General features: G+C 72.1%; 20 protein-coding genes and 1 riboswitch. Of the genes, 6 read left to right on the top strand and 14 right to left on the bottom strand.

The genetic code is table 11. From position 1 onward, the window contains the following. Positions 1–54: 54 nt before the first annotated feature. Both PROPJV5_RS04935 and PROPJV5_RS04930 read left to right on the top strand, forming a co-directional pair. The gene (locus PROPJV5_RS04935; protein WP_119715222.1) at positions 55–1,908 is read left to right on the top strand and encodes an ABC transporter permease subunit; all 1,854 of its coding nucleotides are present in this window, start codon (positions 55–57) and stop codon (positions 1,906–1,908) included. A 9-nt stretch (positions 1,909–1,917) separates the two neighbouring features. Next, positions 1,918–2,697: a phosphate ABC transporter ATP-binding protein gene (locus PROPJV5_RS04930; protein WP_119715221.1), complete on the top strand. Its 780-nt coding sequence runs from the start codon at positions 1,918–1,920 to the stop codon at positions 2,695–2,697. On the opposite strand, the gene PROPJV5_RS04925 is transcribed toward PROPJV5_RS04930, so the two are convergent. From PROPJV5_RS04925 to PROPJV5_RS04895, 7 genes are all read right to left on the bottom strand, one after another. Beyond that, on the bottom strand, positions 2,678–3,352 hold the full coding sequence (locus PROPJV5_RS04925) for a TenA family protein (RefSeq protein WP_182858577.1): 675 nt from the start codon (positions 3,350–3,352) through the stop codon (positions 2,678–2,680). The genes PROPJV5_RS04930 and PROPJV5_RS04925 overlap by 20 nt on opposite strands. Beyond that, entirely contained in the window at positions 3,339–4,151 is an 813-nt protein-coding gene (thiD, locus tag PROPJV5_RS04920) for a bifunctional hydroxymethylpyrimidine kinase/phosphomethylpyrimidine kinase (RefSeq protein ID WP_119715220.1), read from the bottom strand. Before thiD ends, PROPJV5_RS04925 begins: the two co-directional genes overlap by 14 nt. Beyond that, positions 4,148–4,807 (bottom strand): thiamine phosphate synthase, encoded by a 660-nt coding sequence (thiE, locus tag PROPJV5_RS04915; protein WP_119715219.1) that lies wholly within the window; start codon positions 4,805–4,807, stop codon positions 4,148–4,150. The genes thiD and thiE overlap by 4 nt, the downstream gene beginning before the upstream one ends. Then, complete coding sequence (thiM, locus tag PROPJV5_RS04910) at positions 4,804–5,607, bottom strand: hydroxyethylthiazole kinase (protein WP_119715218.1); 804 nt, start codon at positions 5,605–5,607, stop codon at positions 4,804–4,806. Before thiM ends, thiE begins: the two co-directional genes overlap by 4 nt. After that, positions 5,597–5,684: riboswitch (TPP riboswitch) on the bottom strand. Its footprint overlaps the gene before it by 11 nt. A gap of 367 nt (positions 5,685–6,051) precedes the next feature. Beyond that, positions 6,052–7,302 carry a glycoside hydrolase family 3 N-terminal domain-containing protein gene (locus PROPJV5_RS04905; protein WP_119715217.1) on the bottom strand — a complete coding sequence of 417 codons (1,251 nt, stop codon included), beginning with the start codon at positions 7,300–7,302 and terminating at the stop codon, positions 6,052–6,054. Continuing rightward, positions 7,299–8,738, bottom strand: a complete 1,440-nt coding sequence (locus PROPJV5_RS04900; RefSeq protein ID WP_119715216.1) for a mycothione reductase — start codon at positions 8,736–8,738, stop codon at positions 7,299–7,301. The genes PROPJV5_RS04905 and PROPJV5_RS04900 overlap by 4 nt, the downstream gene beginning before the upstream one ends. 174 nt (positions 8,739–8,912) lie before the next feature. Continuing rightward, positions 8,913–9,425, bottom strand: a complete 513-nt coding sequence (locus tag PROPJV5_RS04895) for a hypothetical protein (RefSeq protein ID WP_119715215.1) — start codon at positions 9,423–9,425, stop codon at positions 8,913–8,915. A 178-nt stretch (positions 9,426–9,603) separates the two neighbouring features. Here PROPJV5_RS04895 and PROPJV5_RS04890 point away from each other — a divergent pair, with 178 nt between their 5' ends. Continuing rightward, positions 9,604–10,521 carry a fructosamine kinase family protein gene (locus PROPJV5_RS04890; RefSeq protein WP_119715214.1) on the top strand — a complete coding sequence of 306 codons (918 nt, stop codon included), beginning with the start codon at positions 9,604–9,606 and terminating at the stop codon, positions 10,519–10,521. Positions 10,522–10,553: 32 nt separating this feature from the next. Here PROPJV5_RS04890 and PROPJV5_RS04885 read toward each other — a convergent pair whose 3' ends face one another. The 6 genes from PROPJV5_RS04885 to PROPJV5_RS04860 form a co-directional block, all read right to left on the bottom strand. After that, the gene (locus PROPJV5_RS04885; RefSeq protein ID WP_119715213.1) at positions 10,554–11,210 is read right to left on the bottom strand and encodes a histidine phosphatase family protein; all 657 of its coding nucleotides are present in this window, start codon (positions 11,208–11,210) and stop codon (positions 10,554–10,556) included. A gap of 87 nt (positions 11,211–11,297) precedes the next feature. Beyond that, complete coding sequence (locus PROPJV5_RS04880) at positions 11,298–12,890, bottom strand: uroporphyrinogen-III synthase (protein ID WP_119715212.1); 1,593 nt, start codon at positions 12,888–12,890, stop codon at positions 11,298–11,300. Between the two features lie 117 nt (positions 12,891–13,007). After that, positions 13,008–13,109, bottom strand: coding sequence for a 30S ribosomal protein bS22 (locus PROPJV5_RS04875; RefSeq protein WP_002550589.1), 102 nt, complete (start codon positions 13,107–13,109; stop codon positions 13,008–13,010). A 258-nt stretch (positions 13,110–13,367) separates the two neighbouring features. Then, the gene (locus tag PROPJV5_RS04870) at positions 13,368–15,113 is read right to left on the bottom strand and encodes an ABC transporter ATP-binding protein (protein ID WP_119715211.1); all 1,746 of its coding nucleotides are present in this window, start codon (positions 15,111–15,113) and stop codon (positions 13,368–13,370) included. Next, positions 15,110–16,873 carry an ABC transporter ATP-binding protein gene (locus tag PROPJV5_RS04865; protein WP_147385351.1) on the bottom strand — a complete coding sequence of 588 codons (1,764 nt, stop codon included), beginning with the start codon at positions 16,871–16,873 and terminating at the stop codon, positions 15,110–15,112. The genes PROPJV5_RS04870 and PROPJV5_RS04865 overlap by 4 nt, the downstream gene beginning before the upstream one ends. 169 nt (positions 16,874–17,042) lie before the next feature. After that, positions 17,043–18,002 (bottom strand): helix-turn-helix domain-containing protein, encoded by a 960-nt coding sequence (locus tag PROPJV5_RS04860; protein WP_119715209.1) that lies wholly within the window; start codon positions 18,000–18,002, stop codon positions 17,043–17,045. A gap of 153 nt (positions 18,003–18,155) precedes the next feature. Here PROPJV5_RS04860 and PROPJV5_RS04855 point away from each other — a divergent pair, with 153 nt between their 5' ends. From PROPJV5_RS04855 to PROPJV5_RS04845, 3 genes are read left to right on the top strand one after another with little or no spacing between them, the layout of a single operon-like run. Next, on the top strand, positions 18,156–18,782 hold the full coding sequence (locus PROPJV5_RS04855; RefSeq protein WP_119715208.1) for an MptD family putative ECF transporter S component: 627 nt from the start codon (positions 18,156–18,158) through the stop codon (positions 18,780–18,782). Next, the gene (locus PROPJV5_RS04850; protein WP_119715207.1) at positions 18,779–19,528 is read left to right on the top strand and encodes an energy-coupling factor transporter transmembrane component T; all 750 of its coding nucleotides are present in this window, start codon (positions 18,779–18,781) and stop codon (positions 19,526–19,528) included. The genes PROPJV5_RS04855 and PROPJV5_RS04850 overlap by 4 nt, the downstream gene beginning before the upstream one ends. Continuing rightward, positions 19,525–21,081, top strand: a complete 1,557-nt coding sequence (locus PROPJV5_RS04845) for an ABC transporter ATP-binding protein (RefSeq protein WP_119715206.1) — start codon at positions 19,525–19,527, stop codon at positions 21,079–21,081. Before PROPJV5_RS04850 ends, PROPJV5_RS04845 begins: the two co-directional genes overlap by 4 nt. Here PROPJV5_RS04845 and PROPJV5_RS04840 read toward each other — a convergent pair. Further along, on the bottom strand, positions 21,044–23,509 hold the full coding sequence (locus PROPJV5_RS04840; RefSeq protein ID WP_119715205.1) for a DUF4143 domain-containing protein: 2,466 nt from the start codon (positions 23,507–23,509) through the stop codon (positions 21,044–21,046). The two genes, PROPJV5_RS04845 and PROPJV5_RS04840, sit on opposite strands and share 38 nt — an antisense overlap. Positions 23,510–23,599: the final 90 nt, after the last annotated feature.

Here is a 23,599-nt window from a genome sequence, read left to right as displayed (position 1 = left end):
ACCTCGGTGTCGGCGGGCACGTCGCGCCCGCCACCGACCCGAGGACCCAGCACGATGAGTAATGCAACGCAGCCGCCCCCGGCGGCGCCCGCCGGCCGGCTGGTCGTGCCGCCCGGCGCGCGCAGCACGGGTGACCGGGCCGCGCGCGCCCTGGCCCGCGCCGGAACCGGGGCGGCCGTTCTCATCCCGGTGGCGCTCATCGCCGTCCTGGCATGCCAGTCGGCCACGGCGCCGGGGGGCCCGGGCGAGGGGCTGGGCCGGTTACTGGCGTGGACGCTCTGCGCCGCGACCGCCGCCGTTGCGGCAGGCCTGCCGGTCGGTGTCGGGGCCGCGCTGTTCGCGGCCCGGTTCGCGCCGCGCCGGGCCCGGCGTGCCCTCGGGACGGTCATCGACCTGCTGGCGGCGGTCCCGGCGGTCGCCTACCTGCTCCTGGCGCAGGGGCTCGTCAACCCGGCCGGCGGGGACGTCGACCGGGCCGTCCTCGCCGGCCTGGTGCTGATGGCCGCCATCGTCCCGACGATCGCCTCACTGAGTCACGGGGTCTTCGCCCAGGTGCCGTTCGGGCGGATGGAGGCCTCCCTGGCTCTCGGCGCCACCCGCTGGGAGATGGTCCGCCAGGTCGTCCTGCCCTTCTCGGCGCGGACCCTGCGCTCGACGGCGGCCCTCGCGCTGTCCCGCGCACTGTCCGAGGCGCTCACCCTGGCGGCCCTGTTCGGCGGTGTCCGCCCCGACCGCCTGACCTGGCCCGGGGACGGTTCGCGCTCGGGGCTGTGGCGTCTCCTGCTCTCTGGCGGCGGCCTCGGACCGTTCGCACTCGCAGCGTTCGCCGTCGCGTTCGCCGTCCTCGCGGTCGGCCTGGCCGCCCGGGCGCTGACCGCCCGGCGCCCCCGGGGGCGGCCGCGCCGGGAGCGGGCCGGGCGCCCGGACTCCGCGGGCAGGGGCGTCGGCGCCCCGCTCGCGGGTGGTCGGCTGCCGGGCTGGTCCGGCGCCGTGCTGGCTCCCGCATGCCTGCTCGTCGTCGTCCTGCTCGAGGCCCTGGCAGGTGCCGCCGGCCTGACCGGAACGCTCGTCGGCTGGGCCTTCGCCTATCTGCTCGCCCACCTGCTCGTCGTCTGGGCCGTCGAGGGGTCGCGCAGCGCGGCGGACACCGGCTGCCGCGACCTGTGCGCGGTGGCGTTCGCGCTGACGGTGCTGCCCCTGGTCTCACTGCTCGTCCGTGCGGTTCTGGGCGCCGTGGCCTCCCCCGCGGTGTTCTCCTCGGCCCCGGTGCTGACGGCAGTGGGCGGGACCCTGGCGACCATCGCCGCCGCGACCGTCGTCTCGGTGCCCGTCGGACTGGCCTGCGCCGTGTGGTCGACCGAGTACGCGGGCCGGCGCGGCGCCCGCGTCGTCGCCTCCCTGGCGGACGCCGCGGTCAGCGTCCCCCCGCTCACCGCGGGCCTGGGCGCCCTGGCGTTCTTCGGTCTGCTGGCCGGCCCGGCCCAGGTGCCCGGGCGTGCGGCCGCCGGCGTCGCGCTGTGCGCGCTCATGATCCCCTACATCGTGCGGGGCGCCACCCAGATGCTCGATCTCGTGCCTCCCGCGCTGCGCGAGCAGGCGCTGGCGCTAGGGGCGGCCACGTGGTCGGTCATCCTGCGCGTCCAGCTGGCGACGGCGTCGGCCGGCCTGGTGCAGGCCGTCGTTCTGGCGCTCTCCCGGGCGGTCGGCGCGGCCTCGCTCATGCTCGTCGTGTCCGGCTCGGCCCCCGGGCCAACGCCGGGCAGCCTGCCGGGCTGGATCGTCGACCGGTTCGCGTCCGGCGCCGATGGGCTGTGGGCTGGTGTGGCGTGGCTGGTCGTCATCGTCGTCGCCCTGGAACTGGCCGGCCGGGTCATCCCTGCCCGGCACGGCCCGAGGAACAACCCGTGAGGAGCAATGATGGCCCGTCGCGTTGAACTGAGGCATCTGAGCGCCCGCTACGGCGCCCTGACGGCCGTGCAGGACGTGAGCATGACGATCGAGCCGCGCTCGGTGACGGCCTTCATCGGGCCGTCGGGCTGCGGCAAGTCGACGATGCTGCGCGCCATGAACCGCATGCTCGAGGTCATACCGAACGCCCGCGTCGAGGGGCGTGTCCTGCTCGACGGCACCAACATCTACGGCCGCATGGTCGACCCGGTGCGGGTGCGCCGCACCGTCGGGATGGTCTACCAGCAGCCGAACCCCTTCCCCACCATGTCGATCCGCGACAACGTGCTGGCCGGGGTCCACCTGACCAACCGCCGTCTCGGCCGGGCCGAGGCGGACACCGTGGTCGAGACGTGCCTGCGCGGCACGAATCTGTGGGAGGAGGTCCGGGAGCGGCTGGACGAGCCCGCCACCGGCCTGTCCGGCGGCCAGCAACGCCGCCTCTGCATAGCCCGCGCCGTCGCGGTCGAACCCGAGGTGCTGCTGCTGGACGAGCCCTGCTCGGCACTCGACCCCATCTCGACCCAGACCATCGAGGAACTCATCGGGCGACTGCGCGAGGACCGCACGGTGGTCATCGTCACTCACAACATGCGTCAGGCGGCCCGGGTCAGTGAGCGCACGGCGTTCTTCAGCACCGACGGGCCCGGCACCCCCGGCCGCCTGGTGGAGTACGACGACACCGCGACACTCTTCTCGAATCCCCGCCACCAGCAGACCGAGGACTACATCACCGGCCGGCTCGGCTGACCCGGACCGGACCCGGCCAGCCCTCCATGCGCCACGCGGCGTCCCAGAACATCCACTCGTACCTGCTGGCCTGCTCGTAGGCCGCGGCCATGCGACCGCGCAGCGACTCGTCGCCCTGCCCGGCGAGCCGGTCGACGATGCCGCGCACCCTCAGGGTCTGCTCGGCGAAGGCCGGGTCGGCGTAGGTGCCGATCCAGTCGCCGTAGGGGTGCAAGGCCAGGTCACCGGCCGTGGCGATGAGTCGCGCGCCCACGTCCTGGTAGATCCAGAAGCACGGCAGCACCGCGGCCGCCAGCACCCCGTACTCGCCGCGGGCGGACTGTGCGAGCAGGAACGACGTGTAGGCCCGGCAGGTGGGCGAGGGCTCGGCGCCGGATCCGACATCGACGTACTGGGCGTGCAGGGCCCGCTCCACGACGATCGAGTCGCGGGCGCCCTCGGCCCAGAAGACGAGTTCCGCGGGATCGTCGGCCAGGGCGGCGGCCCCCGCCAGGGCGCGGGCGTACTGACCCAGGTAGAGCGCGTCCTGGCCCATGTAGTAGTCGAAACGTTCACGCGGCAGGGTGCCGTCCGCAAGGGCCCTGACGAAGGGCAGCTCGTCGATCGCCGCGCGGATCGGTCCGGTCCACCGCCACAGGTCGTCAGTGAAGCTCACGGTCGTCCTCCCTCGGCCAGTACGCGTGGAAGTGGTGGACGGGGCCGTGGCCGTGGCCGATCCGCAGCTCGTCGGCGGCGGCGAGGGCGGCCGTCAGGTACTCCTTCGCCTGCCGCACGGCCTCCGGCCAGCTGTCGCAGCGGGGCCGCAGCGCGGCGATGGCCGAGGACAGCGTGCAGCCGGTGCCGTGCGTGTTGGCGGTGTCGATGCGTCGCCCGCGCAGCAGGACCGGGCCGTCCTCGTCGACGTAGACGTCGGTGGCGTCCCGGTCGAGGTGCCCGCCCTTGACGAGGACCCGGCGCACGCCGAGACCGCGCAGGGCCACGGCCTGCTCGACGAGTTCGTCGACACTGGTGGCCGGCTGGCGCCCGAGCAGGACCGCGGCCTCCGGCAGGTTCGGGGTGATGAGGTCGACCATGGTGCACAGGCGGCGCACCTCGTCGACGGCGTCGGCGTCCAGCAGCCGGTCGCCGCTGGTGGCGACCATGACCGGGTCGAGGACCGTGCTGGTCAGCCGCGGCAGGTACCGCCCGACGGCCCGGGCGAGTTCGGCGGTGGCGAGCATGCCGATCTTGGTGGCGTCCGGGGTGATGTCGTCGAGCAGGGTGTCGAGCTGGTCGCGGACGACGTCGACGGGCACCACGAAGACGCTCCGCACGCCGAGGGTGGACTGGGCTGGCAGCGAGGTGAGGACGCACATGCCGTAGGCGCCGTTGGCGCTGAAGGACTTCAGGTCGGCCTGGATGCCGGCCCCGCCGCTGGGGTCGGAACCGGCGATGGACAGCGCGGTGACGATCATCGCAGGCCATCCGTCCAGGCGGCGAGCAGTTCGGCGGCGGCCCGGCGGGGGTCGGGCGCGCAGCAGATCGCAGAGACGACGGCCCCGCCGTCCAGGCCGGCGGCGGCCAGCGGGGCCATGTCGGGCACCTTGACCCCGCCGATGGCCACGGCGGGCAGCCCGACGAGGGACGCGGCCCGGGCCACGCCGGCGACGCCGAGCCCGCCCGGCGCGTCGGTCTTCGTCGCGGTGTCGTGCACCGCCCCGATGCCGAGGTGGTCGCAGGCGCCCTCGGCCTGCGCCGCGATGATCTCGGAGTCGGTGCTGGCCGACAGGCCGAGGAATGCGTCGTCGCCGATGAGGGCGCGGACGAGGGGCGCGGGCAGGTCGGACTGGCCGATGTGGACGCCGGCCACGGCGGCTCCGAGTTCGCGGGCGGCCAGGAAGACGTCGACCCGGTCGTTGACGATGACGGGCACGCGGTCGCCGACGGCGCGGCTGACCTCGAGCACCTGGGCGAGGAACGGCCCGCCGTCGGTGTCCTTGGCCCTCAGCTGCACGCAGGTGACGCCGCCGTCGACGGCCGCGACGACCGTCTGCAGGACGCTGCGCCCGGCCGAGGCGCACTGGGGCTCGTCGGTGACCAGGTACAGCCTCAGATCGGGTGCGGGTCTCATGACAGCCCGATCCGCTCGAGGTCGGAGCCGTCCAGGTGGTGGAGGGCGTCGAGGAAGGCCGGCTGGAAGGAGCCGGGGCCGGAGGAGTTCTCGGCGGCGATCTCGGCGGCGGCCGAGTACGCGACATGGCAGGACACGACCGCGTCGGCGTCGCTGACGCCCGCGGCACGGCCCGCCGCGAGGAAGGCCGCGATGACGGCGCCGAGGGCGCAGCCGCCGCCGGTGACGAGGGTGAGCATCGCCGAGCCGCCGCCGACGCGTGTCACGCGGTCGCCCGTGACGATGGCGTCGGACGGGCCGGAGACGGCCACGACGGCGCCGAAGCGCTCGGCGAGGGAGCGGGCCGCGTCGAGCGCGGAGTCGACGTCGTCGGCGCTCTCCACGCCCCGGCCCCCGCCGCCCGAGCCGGCCAGCGCGATGATCTCCGAGGCGTTGCCGCGCACGCAGGCGGGGCGTCTGGCGACCAGTTCGTGGGCCAGGGCCGTGCGGTGCACGAGCGTGCCGATGGCCACCGGGTCGAGGACCCATGGGGTGCCTGCCCGGTTCGCGGCGTCGGCGGCCTCGACGGATGCGAGGCGCTGCTCGGGGGTGGGGGTGCCGACGTTGATGAGCTGGCCGTCGGCGGCGGCGGCGAACGGCCCGGTCTCGCCGGCGATGTCGACCATGGCCGGGGCGGCCCCGAGGGCGAGCAGGACGTTGGCGGTGAAATTGGTGACGACCGAGTTGGTGATGCATCCGATGAGAGGGGTGGAGGCCCTCAGCCGGTCGAGAACGGTGCGTGCGGTCGCGTGAGCAGCCATGCGACATCCCTTCGTCAGTACTAACTGGACAGGTTCAACGGGTGTGATCTCAGCCTTAGGCACCCCGTGTCACGGTGAACGTTAGCAGCCGCACGAGAGGCGCAGAACCCCCGGCCCACCGGGACTCACGAGTGGCAGCCCGGCGGGTTGGCGGGCCACAACCCTGGCCCACGGGGACGGGGAGGGGAACCAGGTGGACACGATTGAGCCACAACCGCGGCCCCGGCCCACGGGGACGAGGATGCTGCGACTGGCTCGACGGGGCTGGAGAGGACCCGCGGCCCCGGCCCACGGTGCGGGAACTCGCCCCGTCCTCCGGCATCACCCGTGAGGACACCCGCCCACGGGAACAGACGGCGGGGCGTCCGGCCGCCCGGCACGATCGGGCCGCGGGCCCGTGAACCCGCCGGCCGTCGGTACCGCGCTGGGCCGCCCGGGGCCCGGTCAGCCGCTGCAGCTGTAGACGCCGGCCTGCTCCTTCAGGGCCAGCACGCGCGCCGCCTTGTCGGTGATCTGGGCGGCGAACTCCTCGTCGGACTGGGCGGCGTCGAGCGTGTTGCGCACCATGTCGTTGACGGTGGACGGGTCGACGTCGAGCGCCAGGTCGCCGCCGGCCCGCAGGAAGAGCGTGCCGCGCTCGGCGACCTCGTAGCTCTCGAGCGCCACCGCGGAGCCGAGGTCGTCGGAGATGATGACGCCCTGGTAGCCGAGCTGCTCGCGCAGCATTCCGGTGACGATCGTGGACGAGAAGACCGCCGGGTTGTCGGGGTCGATCTGCTGGTAGATCGCCGAGCTGACCATGACCGAGTCGGCGTTTCCCGCCAGGTCGGCGAACACCTTGACCGTGTCGCTGTCGGTGGTGGTCGTGGTGTCGATGGCCACGGCGAAGTCGGTGTTCTCGGTGACGTCGCCCAGGCCCGGGAAGTGCTTGATGCTCGTGAGGATGTTCGCGTTGCGCATTCCGGTGAGGGCCGCGCCCGCGTTGGCGGTGACGTCCTTGGGCGTCTGCCCGTAGCCGCGGCCGAGCAGACCGATCGGCTGGTTCCTGGCGGTCATCTCGGGGGCGACGACGTCGGCGACGGGCGCGAGGTCGTAGTTGATGCCGGCCTGCCCGAGCTCACCGGCCCAGGTGGTCCAGTTCTCGGTGATCTGCTCGACGGGCAGCGCGGCCTGTTCGGCGGCCGACGGGATCGGGGTGAACCCGTTGCCGCTCAGGTGCGCCACCTCGCCGCCCTCCTGGTCGACCGCGATGAGGGCCTCCGGGTCCTGCCTGTGCAGGGCGTCGGTGAGGTTCTTGGCAGCGCTCATCGAGGTGGGGCTGGCGACGAGGATCACCGAGCCCACCATCTGCTGGCCCAGCTCGTTGGCGCCGGCGCCGGGGCTGCTCTGCGTGACGGCGCCCATGTAGAGCGTCTGAACCTGGGCGGACAGGCTCATCCCGGCGGCCGCGTCCGCGCAGGCCCCCACGGGCGAGTCCGGGCCTTGCTCGCCCGTCGACGACCGGGGCCTGCTGGAGGCGGGGCCGGACGAACCGGCTGTCGAGGAGGGCTGGGACGGTCCGCTGCCGGAACCCCAGGGGCCCATCGAGCAGCCTGCGACGGCCATGGCCAGCAGCGTCGCCCCGACGATGCCGGTGACGCCGCGGGGGCGCCCGCGGCGTGGTGCGGGGCGGTGCGCGCTGATCCTGTCACTCATGAGCGCCCCTCCTGTTCCGCGCGCCTGTCGCACTCGGCGGCCGCCGACAGCAGGGCGTTCTCGACGACCTCGGCGAGTTCGGGGTGGGCCCAGTACTGTCCGCGGGCCATCGTGCCGACGTCGATGCCGAAACTCATCGCGGTCACGAGCAGCTGGCCGAGGTCGGGGGCCTCGGGGCCGATGACGCCGGCGCCCAGCAGCATGCCGGTGGCCGGGTCGACGAGCAGTTTCACGAAGCCCGTCTCGTCCTCGAGGGCCCACCCGTAGGCGACCGTGGCGTAGGGCTGGACGACCTTGACGTAGTCGGTTCCGGCCTCGCGCAGCGCCTGCTCGGTGGCGCCGACGACCATGATCGGGGGCTGGGTGAAGACGGCCTGCGGCACCGGCACCGTCGGGCGGGTGACCGGCTCGTCGGGGTGCAGCAGGTTGTGCTGCACGGTGCGGGCCTCGGCGTTTGCCACGTGCTTGAGCATGTGGGGGTCGCAGACGTCGCCGAGGGCCCAGATGTGCGGCCGGCTGGTGCGCTGGTACTCGTCGGTGACGACGAAACCCGCCGCGTCGACGTCGACGCCGGCGGCCGTCACGTTGAGCTGGTCGCCGTTGGGCACCCTGCCGGGGACGAGGAGCAGGGCGTCGGCGTTGTAGCGGTACTCGGTGCCGGAGGGGTCGGTGAAGCGCAGCAGCAGGCCGCCGCGTTTGGCCGGCTCGACGGAGGAGAGTTCCTGGTTGAGGCGCACCGAGAAGCGCTGGGCGGCCAGTTCGGTGGCGCGCCGGGCGAGTTCCTCGTCGATCTTGCGCAGCAGCCGGTCGGAGCGGTTGACCAGCGTGACCCGGGATCCGAAGGAGGTGAAGATGTGGCCGAACTCGAGGGCCTCGACGCCGCCTCCGACGATGACCAGGCGCCCGGGCAGTTGCTTGATGCGCAGGATCGTCTCGGATGTGTGGACCATGCCGGCCAGGTCGGGGTCGTCCAGGCCCGGGACGTCCAGCACCCGGGTGCGTGACCCAGCGGCGATGACGAACTGGGCCGCGGTGATCGTCTGGCGGCCCACCTGGAGGGTGTGCTCGTCGACGAAGGCGGCGGCCTCGCGCAGCACGGTGACGTTCTCGTTGGACTCGCGCCAGGCCAGCCCGGCCTGCGAGATGCCGTTCGTCCGGCCGAAGACGCGCTGCTGGAGCGCGGCGAAGTCGACGCCGTCCACGTGCAGGTCCACGTTCAGCCGCCCGGCGTGCTCGCCGGTGGCGGCCATGGTGGCGGGCGCCGCCATCATCTTCGTGGGGATGCACCCCGCGTTCAGGCAGGTTCCGCCGAACCACAGGTCCTCGCCGACACCGCGGTCGACGAGGGCGATCGCCTTGTCGTCGAACTGTTCGTCGATGATCGAGTTGCCCGACCCTGAACCGATGATGCAGATGTCGAAGTGCTCTTGGGCCATGCCCCATATCCTTGCACGGACCAGCGGTGAGACCCGAGCGGACGACCCGCCTCGGAGACGGCCGGCGTCCTGGGCCGCCCAGCGGATTGGTCCTGCGGCTCTCGTGGAATGACACACGAGAACCGCAGGATTGAGCCCCGCGTTGAGGGCAGACGGGTCATCACCCACCAGGAATCAGGCGAGCGGGGCGGCGAACCGCCGGCAGTAGTCGACATCGACGGGGCACGGGACGCCCTGGGCGTTGGCGAGGGTGGTGGCGACCACGCTCGCCAGGCCCTCGATCGCCTCGTTGGCGAGGCTGGTCGCCCACCGGCCGTCCTCGGTGCGGGTGAGTTCCTCGATCACCTCGACGTCGATCCCGGCGACCTGGATGAACCGGCCCACGGACAGCACCGTGCCGGGCAGCAGCGCCACCTCCTGGGCCTCCCGGACCGCGGACACCGGCGCAACGTCCCGCCCGGTGTGTCCGATGACGACTGCGAGGCCCGGGCTGGTCAGCCCGGCGGTGGCGACGACGAGGTCTCGGCTGGTTGCGGTGATGCCCCGGGTCACCACGGCACCGAACGCGGTGCCCTGGGGGCTCGTGATGCCGCGGAAGGTGACGGCGCCGGTCGGGGGCAGCTCACTCAGGCCCTTGACGGCCCGCTCGAAACGTTCCTCGGGAGTCGGCTGCTGGGGTGTACTCACGTGTCTCTCCTGCCGGGTGGGTTCTCGGCCCCATGGTCGCACAGCTGCGCGGCCGTCCTCGCCGGGACGTCCATCATCGGGGCGCCGGTCGCCGCTCCCCCGGCCGGCCGCGTCCGGCGGGGCCTGCCCGGCGCTGCCGTGACCCGGCGGAGGGCCGGCCGCGTGGAAGGATGCTGTCATGAGCAGGACGAACCCGACGATCCGCAAGCAGGACGACTACCCCGGCGCGACTGGCCTGGAGGCGCTGGGCCTGGCCTGGCTCGCCGAGCCGATGGCCGGCGGCGGCGCCCATGTGGTCCCGGTGACCAGCGGCCCGGGCTGGCTCGAAGAGCCCCGCCTGCCCTCCGGCTCGGTGACCGCCGATGCCGCGGAGGCCTTCGGGCGTGCCCTCGCCGTCACCCACGCCGCGGGCGCCCCGGCCTTCGGCGTCGCCCCGCCCGGCTGGGACGGTCGCACCCGGATGGGCAACTCTGACGTACGGATCCGGCCCTGCGAGCCCGAGCCGGAGGGCACCGAGCCGCGCCGGTGGGGCGAGTTCTTCGCCGACGACCGCCTCGCCCCCTACCTGCGGCCCTGCCGCGACCGCGGGGCGCTGAGCGCCGCCGGCGTCGCCGTCATCGAGCGGGTGTGCGCGCGGCTGCGCGACGGGGACTTCGACGCGGACCAGCCGGAGCTGGTGGCCCGGGCGGCCCGCGAGCGAGGCGACCGGGTCGCGGTCGCCCGCACCCACGGGGACCTGTGGACCGGCAACGTCCTGTGGGTGCCGCGCCCCGAGAGCCTCGACTGGGCGCCCGCGCGGGCGGGGCTGGGGCCGGCCAGCGGCACCGGGGAGCAGCTGCGCGGGGACGTCGTCGGCGTCCTCATCGACCCGCTCGCCCAGGGGGCGCACGCCGAGACCGACCTGGCGGCGCTCGGCGTCTTCGGTCAGCGGCACCTGGAGCGGATCGTCGCCGGCTACGACGAGGTCTCCCCGCTCGCCGACGGCTGGCGCGAAAGGGTGGGGCTGCACCAGCTCCACATGCTCATCATCCACGCCTTCCTCTTCGGCGGCCCGTACGGCGCCGAGACGGTTGCCGTGGCGAGGCGCTACGCCTGAGCGCGGGCGCGGTTCGGCCCGCGGAGCGCCGCTCAGTCCCCGGAGCTGAACGCGGCGTTCGCGTCGGCGCCGAACAGGTGGGCGGCGGGTTCGGAGTAGGTGATGGCGACGCAACGGTCGCCCTCGAAGCTGAAGCTGGTGACCGAGGCCAGCGCGCAGCTGCGGGTGCCCGGCAGGTGCGCCGGCCGTTTGCCCTCGAGGGCGCGGCGGACGGTCCAGATCGGCGACTGGTGCGAGACGACGAGCGCCTGCCCGCCGGGGCCGGCCGCCCTGGCGGCGTCGACGAGGGCGGCCCGCATGCGGGCCGCGATCTCGGTGAACGGCTCGCCCCAGCTGGGTTTGAACGGGTTGAGCATCATCGGCCAGTTGCGGGGCTTCTTCAGGGCCGCGTGGTGCTTGCCGAAGACCTGCCCGACGAAGCGGTTGCCGGCCTCGATGAGGCGTTCGTCGGTGACGACCTCGAGTTCGGGGCGGGTCGCGGCGAAGGGGGCGATGGTCTCCACGGCGCGCTGCAGCGGGCTGGTGCGCAGGTGCGTCAGCGGCACCTCGGCGAAGGACTCGGCGACCGCCTCGGCCATGGCCAGGCCGTTGGCCGACAGCCGGAAGCCCGGCAGGCGCTCGTACAGGATGCCGTCGGGGTTGTGCACCTCGCCGTGCCGCATGACGTGGACGACGGTCGGGTCGCTCATGGCTGCTCCTCGGGTCTTCTCGGGCCGCCTCGCGGGCCGGCACAGGTCTTCTGCGCGGAGGACGCGCGCCCGGGCTGGGACGTTCGTTCAGCGGGCGCTGCGTCGTCGGCGGCGCTGGGAGGGCCGCACGACCGGTTTGCCGGCGGCCCGCAGTTCCTCGGCGCGCCTGGTGGCGAAGGCGGCCAGGGCGTCGGCGAGCTGCACCTGGCCCGGGTAGGCGGCGACGGTGTCGACGCGGATGCCGTGCTCGCCGCAGGTGTCCGCGGTGGCCGGGCCGATGGCCCCGATGACGGAGAGGTTGTGCGGTTTGCCGGCGATACCGACCATGTTGCGCACGGTGGTGCTGGACGTGAAGGCCACGGCGTCGAAGTGGCCCGTCTTGATGGCCTCCCGCACCGGGGCCGGCGGCGGGGCGGCGCGCACCGTGCGGTAGGCGATGACGTCGTCGACGTCCCAGCCCAGCTCGGTGAGGCCGGCCGACAGCGGTTCGGTGGCGATGTCGGCGCGGGGGATGAAGACCTTGTTGATCGGGTCGAGCACGTCGTCGAAGGCGGGGAAGGCCGCGGCGAGGCCGGCGACGGTGCGCACATCGGTGGGGTGCAGGTCGGGGACGACGCCGTGGCTGGTGAGCGCCTCGGTGGTGTCCTGGCCGACGGCCGCGATGCGCAGGCCGGACAGGGCCCGCGAGTCGAGGCCGTACTGGCTGATCTTCTCGAAGACGGCGTTGACGGCGTGGCGGCTGGTGAAGATGATCCACTCGTAGCGCCCGTCGACCAGGCCACGCAGGGCCTTGTCGAGCTGGGCCGGGTTGCGGGGCGGCTCGACGGCGATGGTCGCCACCTCCTCGGCGGTCGCCCCGTAGGACGCCAGCCGCTCGATGAGCTCGCTGCAGTCCTGGCGCGTCCTGGGCACCAGGACCCGCCATCCGAACAGCGGCTGGGTCTCGAACCAGTCCAGGCCCGGTTTCCGCTCGGCCAGCCCGTCACCGATGAACAGGTAGACCGGCTGCTCGCCGTCCTCGTCCGGAACGGCCACCTTGGTGAAGTCGTTGAGGGCGCCGGAGCGGGTCTCCTGGCGGAAGGTGCCGCCTGCCAGGGTCAGCAGGGTCCGCTCACGGTCGTTCCTGCCCGCATCGAGCGCGGCTCGGGCGACGGCCGGAACCTGGCGCAGCTCGCATCGCACGGCGAGTTCGCCGAGCGCGGGAAGCTGGACCTGCTCGTCGCCGGGGCTGACGAGCACCAGGCGGGCCGGGCAGTTGCCCAGCTGCACGCCGGCGAATCCGGCCGCGGCGGTGAGTGTCGGAACGCCCGGCAGGATCTCGATGGCGTGGCCCGCCAGGGAGCAGGCGCTGGCCTCGTCGGCGATGCCGCCCTCGAACAGGGGGTCGCCCTCGACCAGGCGCACCACGGTGCGGCCCTCGGCGGCGTGCCTCTGCTCCAGTTCGACCGGCCGGTTCGTGTCGAGGACGAGCCGGCAGCCGGGCTTGGTGACGACGTCGGCGTCCTGGAGGGCCTCGTGAAGAATCGTGCTCGTGATGAGCACGTCCGCGCGCTCGACGGCACGCAGGCAGGACAGGGTCAGCTGGTGGACCGCGTTCGGCAGGGCGCCGGCGAAGATGACGCGACCGGCGATGCCTGCACGCTCGGGCTCGTCATCGGTGCCTCTGCTGTCCTGATTCATTGGCTGGCTCATTGCGGGCCCCTCTCATGCAATCGGGCGCACGAACAACGCCCCGGCAGGCATGTGATGAGCTGGTCACGCGGGACCGGCCCGGTGCAGTGGGAGTCAGAAGACCACTTACTTGCCGGCGCGGCGGCGCTGAATACGTGTCTTCTTGAGAAGCTTGCGGTGCTTCTTCTTAGCCATGCGCTTGCGACGCTTCTTGATGACCGAACCCACTGTGGACCTTTCGTTGTCTTGGGCCTTGACCCGATGTCTTCCTCACCGGGGACGGCGACCCGACGGCCGAGCCCCCGACGGCAACGGCATGAGTCTACCCGTCCCCGGGCCGTCGGCGAAAATCCTCGGCGGCCGTGGACACCGCGCGGGCGGGCCCTGCGACACCCCCGGCGACCCGCCTGAAAGCGGGCGCGTGGCCGCTGCATGGACGGGCCGGGCACACCATGGTGGCCGGCGCTCGCCGTCGGCCGGCGAGCGTCACGGCGCCCCGAGCCGCCACGAGGACGCCCGGGTCTTGGCCCGCCAGAAGGCCGCGTAACGGCCTTCTGCCGCGAGTAGTTCGTCGTGCCGGCCACGCTCGACGACCCGCCCGGCCTCGAGGAAGCAGATCTGGTCGGCTCCGGCGATGGTCTCGAGCCGGTGGGCGATGACGATGACGGTGCGGTCCCTGACCAGCGCCCGGAAGGCCTCCACCAGGGCCACCTCGTTCTCGGCGTCGACGGAGGCCGTCGCCTCGTCCAGCAGGACGATCGGCGCGTCCTTGAGCAGGGCTCGGGCGATGGAGACCCGCTGGCGTTCGCCACCGGACAGCCTGGCGCCGCCCTCCCCCACCTGGGTGTCGAGACCGTCCGGCAGCCGCTCGCCGATCTCGAGGACCCGCGCGGCGGCCATGGCCCGCCGGATCTCCTCGTCGCCGGCCCCGGGGCGACCCTGCCGCACGTTGTCGCGGATCGACCCCTCGAACAGGTAGACGTCCTGGAAGACGATGGACACCTGGTCGATCACCGTCTCCGAGCCGAGGTCACGGACATCGACGCCGCCGATGCGCACCGAACCGCCGGTCACGTCCCAGAAGCGGGCGATCAGACGCAGGATCGTCGTCTTCCCCGCGCCGGAGGGGCCCACGAGAGCGGTCATCGTGCCGGGCCGGGCCACCAGGTCGACGCCCGACAGAACGCGCGGGCCGTCATCGGCGTAACCGAAGGCGACGTCGTCGAGCACGACAGACATCCCGGCCGACGCGTCGGGCGCGGCGGGAACGACCGGTTCGGGCAGCACCGGCGTCGCCAGGAACGACTGGCTGCGGCCCAGCGCGTCGGCCGAGGCTCGCAGCGCCGTGGCGTACTCGGACAGCTGGGCGAGGGGATCGACGAAGCGGGCCGAGACGACGAGCAGGCCGATCGCCGCCGGCACCGACAGGGCCCCGCCGAGCGCCTGGGCGAGTGTCACGGCCAGCAGCAGGACGAGCCAGGCCTGGACGGCGACCGAGTTGACGAGCAGCCCCGGCAGGGTGCGCCACAGGTTGTTCCGGTGGGCACGCGCGTAATCGTCCAGCGCCTCGTCCAGCGGCGGATAGGAACCGACCATTCGCCCGGTCGAGCGAAGCAGCGGCTGGTCGAGCGCGAAGTCGATGACCGCGCCGTTGACCTCGGAGGCCGCCTCGTCGAGCAGCGCATCGGCGCGGGCGTTCAGTCGCGGCACGAGACGCCCGATGACGCCGACGAGTGGAACGAACACGGCGCCGGCCAGGGCCACCCGCCAGTCCCAGAAGACCAGCCCCACGACGACGACCGCGGGGGCGATGACCGCCGAGAGCATCGGCTCGACGAGGTGGGCGGTGGTGGATCCGACCGTCTCGGCGCCTGCCGTCGCGAGCTGGACGAGTTCACCCGGCCGCGAGCGTCCGAACCAGCCGAGCGGCAGGCGTGCCGCGTGGTCGCCGATGCGGTGCTGGAGAGCCCGCATGATGGCGAGCGAGATGGCATACCCGGCGCGTGCCTGCAGGTAGCACAGGACGGCCGAGACGACGGCCAGGGCGAGCAGCACGACGGCCCTCACCCGGGCCTGTCCCCAGTCGGAACGTACGAGGGCGTCGATGAACGCCACGAGCGAGACGAGGGCCAGGCCCTGGGCGAGACCGTAGGCGATGACGAGCACGAGATAGCGGCGCGGACGGGCCCCGGTACCGGCCAGGCGCACGAGAGCGCTGATGGTGCGGATCATCGTGTCGTCTCCTGCCCGTCGCCGGGGCCGGACAGCGGGTCCGCAGACCCGGCCCCCTGCATCCGCCAGAGCCGCCGGTAGAGCCCGTCCCGGTCCAGCAGTTCGTCATGAGTGCCCTGCTGGGCCACCCGGCCCTCGTCCAGGACGACGATGCTGTCCACGTCCTGAACGGCAGCCAGACGGTGGGCGATGACGAGGACGGTGCGGCCCCGCGCGGCGGTGGAGAGGGCCTGCTGCAGCAGTACCTCGTTCTCCGGGTCGGCGTACGAGGTCGCCTCGTCGAGCAGCAGGACCGGCGCCCCGGCGAGCAGCACCCTGGCGACTGCCACCCGCTGGCTCTCGCCGCCCGACAGCAGGGCGTCGACGCCGGGCACCGAGTCATAACCGCGGGGCAGCTCGCAGATTCGCTGGTGGATCCCGGCGCGGCGGGCCGCGTCCTCGACCTGCTGCTGACCGGCGCCGGGCCTGCCGAGAGAGATGTTCTCGGCCAGGCTCAGCGGCAGGAGCCGCCCGTCCTGCAGGACGAAGTCGACGTGGCGGTGCAGGTCCTCGACGCGGTACCGCCTCAGGTCGGTGCCGGCGAGGAGCACCCGGCCGCCGGTGGGGTCCCAGAACCGGGGGATGAGACCGGCGCAGCTCGATTTCCCGGCGCCGGAGGGGCCGACGAGGGCCGTCACCGTGCCGGGCAGGATGTGCAGGCTGACGCCGGACACCGCCTCGGGGGCACCGGGCTCGTACCGAAGACGCGCCTCGCGCAGTTCCACATCGCCCCCCTCGCCCCACTCGGCAGGCACCGGGTCGGTGTCGACGGGCAGGGGTTCGGCCGCCAGGAAGGCCCCGATCCGCGCAGCGGCCTCGCGGGCCGCCCTGAGCTTGACGCTGTAGCCGTCCATCTGGGTCAGCGGGATGGCCAGGCCGATACCGAGGACCAGGCCCGCCACCGCCCCGGTGACGTCGACACGGCCGGCCCGGACCATCGCCAGGGCGCTCAGGCCCATGACGGCGAGCACGCTGGGGGCGGAGACGATCGCCAGGCCCAGGGCCGAACTCGTGATCATCGGCCCCATCCACCGACCGTAGAACCTCGCGTAGTCGTCGACCGCCCGGGCGTACTGCTCCGAGGCGTGCCCGGCACGCCCGAAGGTCTTGACCACGTAGACGCCTCGGGTGAACTCGGTGGTCGCGGCGTTCAACCGGCCCCGGGCCTCGTCGTACTGGTCGAACTGGGACACGGCCCTGCCCATCATGGCGCCGAACACCCCGAGGAAACCGAGGACCGGAACGAGCGCCACCAGGGCCAGCGGCCAGGCGTATCGGGCCAGCAGGCCGAATGCGCCGACGGCGGTGACGACGGCGACGACCGTGTCTCCGGATGCGTGGGCGACGAGCGTGTGGAGCGCCGCCACGTCGTCCGAGACGAGTTTCAGCAGCCGCCCCGAGCCGACGGAGCGGGCCTGGCCCACCGGTATGCGGGACAGCTGGGCCGAAAGTCGCAGTCGCAGATCGGCGGCGAGCGCCGAGTCGGCGAAATGCAGGACGACGGCGCCGGCGCCGGTGAGCGCCATGCGGGCGATGACGCCGCCGACCGCCACCAGCAGCCAGCGCCAGGCCGTCGACCCCGCACCACCGGCGATGAGCACCCCGGACAGTTCGACGATCGCGGCCATCGGCACCAGGGCGGCGAGTGCGCCGAGCCCCTGCAGGGCTGTTCCCGCCACCACCTGCCCCCGCACGGGGCGAACCAGCTCCCAGAACCCCACCTGACCACGCTCCAAGCCTGTTGACGGACCCTCCCGGGGCCCACCGGGCCGGGACGGTTTCTCGTGACGCTAGACCGCTGGTCAAGAGCTGCCGCAGGCCGCGGCCGCAGCGCTCAGAGCCGCCTCGCCGCAGGCTCGCCGGTCACTTCTCGGCGAGTGTTCTTCCTTGTCAGGGGGCTCCTGGTTGCGTCCGGGCACGCCGGAACTCGCTCGGCAGCATGCCCTTCTCGCGTTTGAAGAGCTGCGAGAAGCGGCTCGCGCAGTGGTAGCCGACCTGACGTCCGACCTGTCCGATCGTCATGTCCGAATGTCTGAGCAGCACCTCGGCCCGGCTCATCCGGCTCGCCTGGATGTACTGCCCCACCGTGCACCCATTGGCGGCGCGGAAGTCGGCCTTGAACTTGGTGGGGCTCATGCAGGCCATCCGGGACAACTCGTCGATGCGCAGCTGCCGGTCGAGGTGTTCGTCGATGTAGGCGACGACGGCGTGCAGGGTCTCCACGTCCGCCCTGCGCAGCCGGGTCCCCTGCGCGGCCCCGCGGGTGTGCTCGACGATCATGCCCATCGCCTCGAGGACCTTCGCCTCGTAGTGGAGGCGACCGCGCGGGGCGTCGTGCGGCTGTGGCCACAGCTCGGCGAGCAGGTTCTTCAGGTCGGGGAAGTCGTCCTCCAGCCCCAGGCAGCGGAAGGCGTCGGCCACGTCACGGAACTGTCCGGGGTACTCGGCATCGAGGAAGCGGGCCGAGAACGTGGGACTCACCTCGATGGACACCGCGCGGATCGGGACGGCGCCGCGGACGATGCCCTCCCACAGGCCGTCGCCGGTCCAGTGACCCCAGATGCTGTTGGCGCGCAGCGGCCGGCGCGGGGTGAGCTGACGGCCCGCGATCGACTCGAACCAGCACGCCGTCAGATAGTGGGGCAGCTCGAACCGCAGTCTGCTGTCTCGGGTGAGGGCGAAGTCATGGATGGTGATCGCCCATTCGGCGTCGTCGGGGGCGAAGGAGTGGAACAGGCCCCGCAGGCGCCGGTTGTCGGCGGTGAAGCTCTCCCAGCCCGGGCCGAAGCCGGGTGCGCCGGTGGGCACGAAGCCGCTCTGACCCACCTGGGAGCGCTGGAAGAACGCCACCGTCGCCCCTCCTGTTCCTGCCCGTTGTGGTGATGGGACGCGCCCGTGATCGGTTCGGACACCGGTCGCCGCCCCGACCCGACCGGCGGGGCGGGGCGTTCCTAGGCTGACCCGACCGGATCAGTTTAGCCTCACCTCAATCAAGGAGCGGACATGTTGACCTCCCGCACTGCGCCCGCCGCGAGCACCGCCGGACGACTCACGGCCAGGGATCTCATCACGTGTGGCGTCTTCGCCGCCCTCATGCTGTTCTTCACCATGGCCGGCGGCGCCCTGCTCGCCCCCAACCCCGTGCTCACCTTCGCCATGCCCGCGGCCGTGGCCCTGCTGACGGGCCCGGTCTACCTGCTGCTCATCGCCAAGGTGCCCAAGCACGGGCCGGTCGTCATCGTCGGCGCCGTCCTCGGCCTGATCATGTTCGTCACCGGCATGTACTGGGGCTGGGCCGTCACCTACGTCGTCGCAGGGTTCGTCGGCGATCTCGTCGCGGGGGCCGGTGGCTTTCGCAGCCAGGGGCTGAACCTGCTCAGTTTCATGCTGTTCAGCCTCAACCCGCTCGGCTCGTACGCGATGCTGTGGCTCAGCCCCGACTCGTACGCCGCCTATCTCGTCGGCAGGGGCACCGAACAGGCCTACATGGACACGATGCTCGCCACCGGGGTCGGGTGGATGTTCCCGGCGATGATCGCGAGCATTCTCGGCTGCGCACTCATCAGCGGCCTGCTCGGCCGCCGCCTCCTGCGACGCCAGTTCGAGAAGGCGGGAGTGACGGCCAGGTGAGCGTCCGATCCGGGAGAGCGGACGAGCCGCCCGGGCCGGGCGCACGGCGCACCGGGTCGGCCGATCCGCGCAGCAAACTGTTCGTCCTGCTGGCCGTGGCCGCCGCGACGGCACTCAGCCCGGCGGTGTGGTTCGATCTCGTCGTCATGGGCGCGGCAGCGGTATTCGCACTGGTGCTGCGCCGCCCGAGGATGGGGCTGGTCGGGTTGGCAGGGTACGCGGCGATGATGGCCGCGTTGCAGGGCGTACCCCGCCTCGACCACGTGGCGCTGCGGACCATGCTCGGTTCCTTCGGCGCCCTGATGCGCACGGTGCTGCCGTGCGGCCTCGTCGCCGCGGTCACCGTGTCGACGACACCGGTCGGCGAGTTCATGAGCGCGCTGAACGCGCTGCGGCTGCCCCGTCAGGTGGTGGTCCCACTGGCCATCATGCTGCGCTATGCGCCGACGGTGCGTGCGGACTGGGCGTCGATCCGGGACGCGATGCGACTGCGGGGCATCGGCCCCGGCCCGATCACCCTGGTGCGCCATCCGGTGCGGACCATCGAGTGCGTCTACGTTCCGCTACTGATGAGCGCCTCGACGGCGGCCGACGAGCTGTCGATGGCGGCCGTGGCGCGTGGCATCGAGAACCCGGCGCGCCGTACCTGCTGCACGCCCATCGGTTTCGGCAGGGTCGACGTTCTCGCCACGGCCCCGGGGATCGTTGTCCTCGTGCTCGCCATCGTGCTGCGGGTGAACGCATGATCGAGTTCCGCGACGCCTGTTTCAGCTATGCGCACCACGGCACGGGCCACGAGGGTGGCGCAGGGGTGCGTGACATCACGCTGACGGTCGGCCCCGGTGAGGTGCTCGTCGTGTGCGGGCGATCGGGCTGCGGGAAGACGACGATCACCCGTCTGGCGAACGGGCTGGCCCCGTCGTTCTTCCCCGGGACGCTGAGCGGCCGGGTGCTCCTCGACGGCCAGGACGTCGCGCAGCTGACGTCGTGGCAGCTCGCCGAACGGGTCGGCTCGGTCTTTCAGAACCCGACCACCCAGTTCTTCACCACCGACACGACGAGCGAGATCGCCTTCGGCATGGAGAGCGCCGGATGGCCGGCCGAGCGGATGCGGGCACGCGCCGGTGAGGTCATCGACGAGCTGGGGCTGCGCGGGCTGGCGGGGCGCAGTCTGTTCGAACTCTCGGGCGGTCAGCTGCAGCGAGTGGTCTTCGCCTCGGCGTGGGCGATGCGACCGGGGACCCTCGTACTCGACGAGCCGACGGGCAATCTCGATCCGGGAGCGGTGCGTGACCTGCGTGACTGCGTGGCCAGGGCCAAGGCCGCCGGCTGCGCGGTCCTGGTCGCCGAGCACCGGCTCTCCTGGCTCGCCGGGCTGGCCGATCGCTACTGCGTCCTGTCCGGCGGCCGGGTCGACCGGGTCCTGGACTCCGACGAGTTCGCGGAACTCAGCGATGCGGACGTCACGGCCATGGGCCTGCGGGCCCGTTCGGCGGGCGGTATCCGACCCGCTCCCCCACCGCCCCGCGGCCATGGCGGTCCGGGGCGGCCATGGCTGCGGGCCGCCGGCCTGTCGGTGCGGCGCGGCGGACGGCAGGTGCTCGCCGGCGTGGACGTTCGGTTGTGCCCGGGCGAGGTGGTCGCCCTCACCGGAGCCAACGGCGCGGGGAAGACGACGCTCGGCCGAGCGCTGTGCGGGCTGGTCCGCACCGATGCCGGGCGGATCCTCGTCGAGGGCGCCCCGGTCTCGCGGCGCGTCCTGCCGCGCCACGCCGCGATGGTCTTCCAGCACGTCGAACAGCAGATGTTCGCCGAGACCGTCGACGCTGAGGTGACCTTCGGGCTGGCCCGGCCGCAGGACGTCGACGTGGCCGGGCTGCTGGACGGGCTCGACCTGGCCGGCCTGGGCCCTCGACACCCGGCGACACTGTCCGGCGGCCAGAAGCAGCGACTGGCGGTGGCCACGGCCATGGCCGGCGGCAAACGGCTCGTCGTCCTCGACGAGCCGACGAGCGGCCTCGACCGCGACGCCGTGCAGCGCGTCGCGGCCCTGCTGCGCCGTCTCGCGGCCGACCGGGTGGTGCTGGTCATCACCCACGACCTGGAACTGATCGCAGCGGCCTGCGACAGGCTCATTCACCTGGCCGACGGTGGCGTCCGCGAGGAGGTGGACGTGCGCGCCGACTTCGTCCGAGTGCGGGAGCTGTTCGAGGACATGTCGCACCGAACGGCCCCGGTCGACCGGATCCCCGAGCCGGGAGTCACAGCTGTTCGACCCAGGCCTCCGCAGAGCCCCTGATCGACGTCATGATCGAGAGAGCCTTCGACAGCGTCCGGCCCGTCGGTTTCAGCGATGCCGAGAGCAGCCCCATCTGGTTCACCATCGTCTGCATCTCGTCCAGGGAACCGGCATCGAGCCCCGACGTGATACTGGTGAGTTCCTGCTTCATCTGTTCGACCTGGTCCTTCTGATCCAGCTCGCGAAGGCGCGAGACAGCCCTGGAGAGCCCATCGCTGGTCTGTTTCCAGGCCCGACTCAACTCGTCCGCCGCCGCATCGAGTTCTTCACGGGGCCCTTCGCAGTTGTGGGCCACCAAGACAAGGGTCTTCGCGGTGGGTAGGCCCCCCGATGGAATCCGGTTCATCTCCCGCGCGAACCTGATGCCGAAATCACTCAACGCCGCAGTGAAGCGGTCTGTCTGGGCGGTCAGATCCGGGAAGTACTCGTCTTGCAGCCTGTCCATGATCTCAACCAGGCCGTCACCGTCATCGTCGTTGTCCGCCAGGCCGCGTGCTTCGGTTCTCGGGACACGCCGCTCAAGGTCGATGATGCGCTGGGTCAGGGCCTCGGCTACGGCCCTGGCTGCTTTCTTGAACTCGGGCGTGCCGACCGCCAGGTCCTCAAGAGGCTGTTCGAGCCACTGGCGGCTGTCGATCGTCTCGTGAATCTCCTGACACACCGGGTTGTCGACGATGTCCGGGGCGTCCCATCGCGGGTCCCTCACCAGCAGGGTGAGCAGCCCGTCGTACTCCTGGGCCGCGCCTCTCGCTGCGAAGAAGGTGAACTCCTCCTGGCAGGCCGGCGATCTGACGTAGCCGGGTGTCACCATGGCGAGCAGGAACGTCGTGCGCGCCACCTGTTCCTGCAGGGTCTTCTTCCAGTCGGCGCCCCAGCCCAGCACGTCGCGGTCGATGACGAGTTCGATCGGGCGCCCCAGGTTGAACTCGGTCGCCTGCTTGACCTGGCGGGCGAACTCGGTGATGCCGCCGTCCAGGACATCATCGTCGGCGTGCACATAGCTGAGGAAGATCGTCTCCGCGGCATCGTGTCCCGCCGCCTGTACCCGGTTCGCTCCATCATTGACCATGGCCGTACCTCTCGGATGGTGAATCGACGCTCGTACCGGCTGCGTCTCCTGAGCCGGATCGTCCGTGGCCACGATGCGGCGCAGTGCGTCCTGCGAGCGCAGCACCGCCAGCGGAAGCGCCCAAGTGGTCTCGTCGAGCCGGTGACAACGACTGCCCGTGTACACGACGAACCCGCGGTGCAGGCCGCCATGACTGGGATCGGCCATGGCACGCAGCCCCTTCAGGTCGGCGGACGAGACCGAGGTGGCCAGTTTCACCTCGACCCCGACCCTTCGGCCTTGCCCATCGACCAGGACGATGTCGACTTCCCGCCGGGTCTTGTTGTCACGCCAGTAGAAGATGTCCGCGGGTAGACGCGACCAGCCGCGTGCCGCATTGATCTGGGTGAAGACCCAGGTCTCCAAGGTCTGGCCGAGCAGTTCCGGACTGGTTTCGACGTCGTGTCCTGCGCGACCCAGTGCCTCGCAGGCCAGGGACGAGTCAACGCCGTGCACCTTGGGCGCGGCCCGGCCGGCCTTGGAGGCCCCGGCCCTGATGTTGGGCAGTTCGGTGATCATGAATCTGCGTTCGAGAATGCCCAGGTAGCGGCTGATCGTCTGGTGGTTCACGCCGAGCTCCTGCGCAAGCCGGGTGCGGTTGAGCTGGCCTGCGGGGATTCTCAGCACCGAGTCGAGGACGCGCAGGGCGATACCGGGGTCGAGACGTTCGCCCGGCAGCAGCTGTTCACCGAGGATCGCCAGGTTGTCCGATGCCACCCTGGCGTTGAGGGCGCTGCGCGTGAGCCGCACAGCGGGCAGGCAGTAGGCGGGAATCCCACCGGTACGCAGCACGGCGCACAGCTCGGCCTGCTCACTCATGCCAACGCTCTCGCCATGGAACTCGGCGTCGAACAGGATGTCGACGATCGACGGCACTGCCTGATCCGGGTGAGCGCCGAGTTCCAGCGCGGCGAACGGGTCCAAGCGGATCCGTACCGACCTCCCGGTGAGCGGATCCGAACCCGCCATCGTGCCGCGCCCCACACTGGCGGAACCCGTGAGGAGAAAGTGGTGTCCCGGCGGCAACTCGTCGACGAGCTCCTTCACGGCAAGACTCACCCCGGGAACGAGCTGTGCCTCGTCGATCACCGCCGGGAGTTCGAGTGTTCGGACCCACCGACCGGGATCGGCTCCGGCGCTCCTGAGCACATCGGGTTCGGTGAGTGACTGATAGCTCGCATAGGTACCCGCCTCGACCAGGTGTCGGGCCAGGCTCGACTTGCCCACTGCACGACGCCCCTCGAGGATCGCCACCTGCTGGGAGGCCCGCGTGGCGAAGACCTGCTCCACGGCACGTGGGCGGTACGAGTACTCCGGCATGGAAAAATCCTACATGGAGTGTAGGAAAATTCCTACACTCCATGTAGGAAAATTCCGATTCGGCTTCCTGCGTGTCGGATTTTTCCGGTG

This window comes from Propionibacterium ruminifibrarum, from assembly GCF_900289195.1.
GTDB classification, from domain to species: domain Bacteria; phylum Actinomycetota; class Actinomycetes; order Propionibacteriales; family Propionibacteriaceae; genus Propionibacterium; species Propionibacterium ruminifibrarum.
The sequence above is the reverse complement of the archived record's forward strand: the minus strand, read 5'-3'. Positions and strand labels throughout refer to the sequence as shown.

Excerpts from the sequence above, each read along its gene's own strand:
- PROPJV5_RS04880 (WP_119715212.1), bottom strand. The coding sequence starts at position 12,890 with ATGAATCAGGACAGCAGAGGCACCGATGACGAGCCCGAGCGTGCAGGC.
- PROPJV5_RS04845 (WP_119715206.1), top strand. The coding sequence starts at position 19,525 with ATGATCGAGTTCCGCGACGCCTGTTTCAGCTATGCGCACCACGGCACG.
- PROPJV5_RS04855 (WP_119715208.1), top strand. The coding sequence starts at position 18,156 with ATGTTGACCTCCCGCACTGCGCCCGCCGCGAGCACCGCCGGACGACTC.
- thiM (WP_119715218.1), bottom strand. The coding sequence starts at position 5,607 with ATGGCTGCTCACGCGACCGCACGCACCGTTCTCGACCGGCTGAGGGCC.
- PROPJV5_RS04905 (WP_119715217.1), bottom strand. The coding sequence starts at position 7,302 with ATGAGTGACAGGATCAGCGCGCACCGCCCCGCACCACGCCGCGGGCGC.
- PROPJV5_RS04885 (WP_119715213.1), bottom strand. The coding sequence starts at position 11,210 with ATGAGCGACCCGACCGTCGTCCACGTCATGCGGCACGGCGAGGTGCAC.
- thiE (WP_119715219.1), bottom strand. The coding sequence starts at position 4,807 with ATGAGACCCGCACCCGATCTGAGGCTGTACCTGGTCACCGACGAGCCC.
- PROPJV5_RS04840 (WP_119715205.1), bottom strand. The coding sequence starts at position 23,509 with ATGCCGGAGTACTCGTACCGCCCACGTGCCGTGGAGCAGGTCTTCGCC.
- PROPJV5_RS04870 (WP_119715211.1), bottom strand. The coding sequence starts at position 15,113 with ATGATCCGCACCATCAGCGCTCTCGTGCGCCTGGCCGGTACCGGGGCC.
- PROPJV5_RS04935 (WP_119715222.1), top strand. The coding sequence starts at position 55 with ATGAGTAATGCAACGCAGCCGCCCCCGGCGGCGCCCGCCGGCCGGCTG.
- PROPJV5_RS04900 (WP_119715216.1), bottom strand. The coding sequence starts at position 8,738 with ATGGCCCAAGAGCACTTCGACATCTGCATCATCGGTTCAGGGTCGGGC.
- PROPJV5_RS04890 (WP_119715214.1), top strand. The coding sequence starts at position 9,604 with ATGAGCAGGACGAACCCGACGATCCGCAAGCAGGACGACTACCCCGGC.
- PROPJV5_RS04930 (WP_119715221.1), top strand. The coding sequence starts at position 1,918 with ATGGCCCGTCGCGTTGAACTGAGGCATCTGAGCGCCCGCTACGGCGCC.
- thiD (WP_119715220.1), bottom strand. The coding sequence starts at position 4,151 with ATGATCGTCACCGCGCTGTCCATCGCCGGTTCCGACCCCAGCGGCGGG.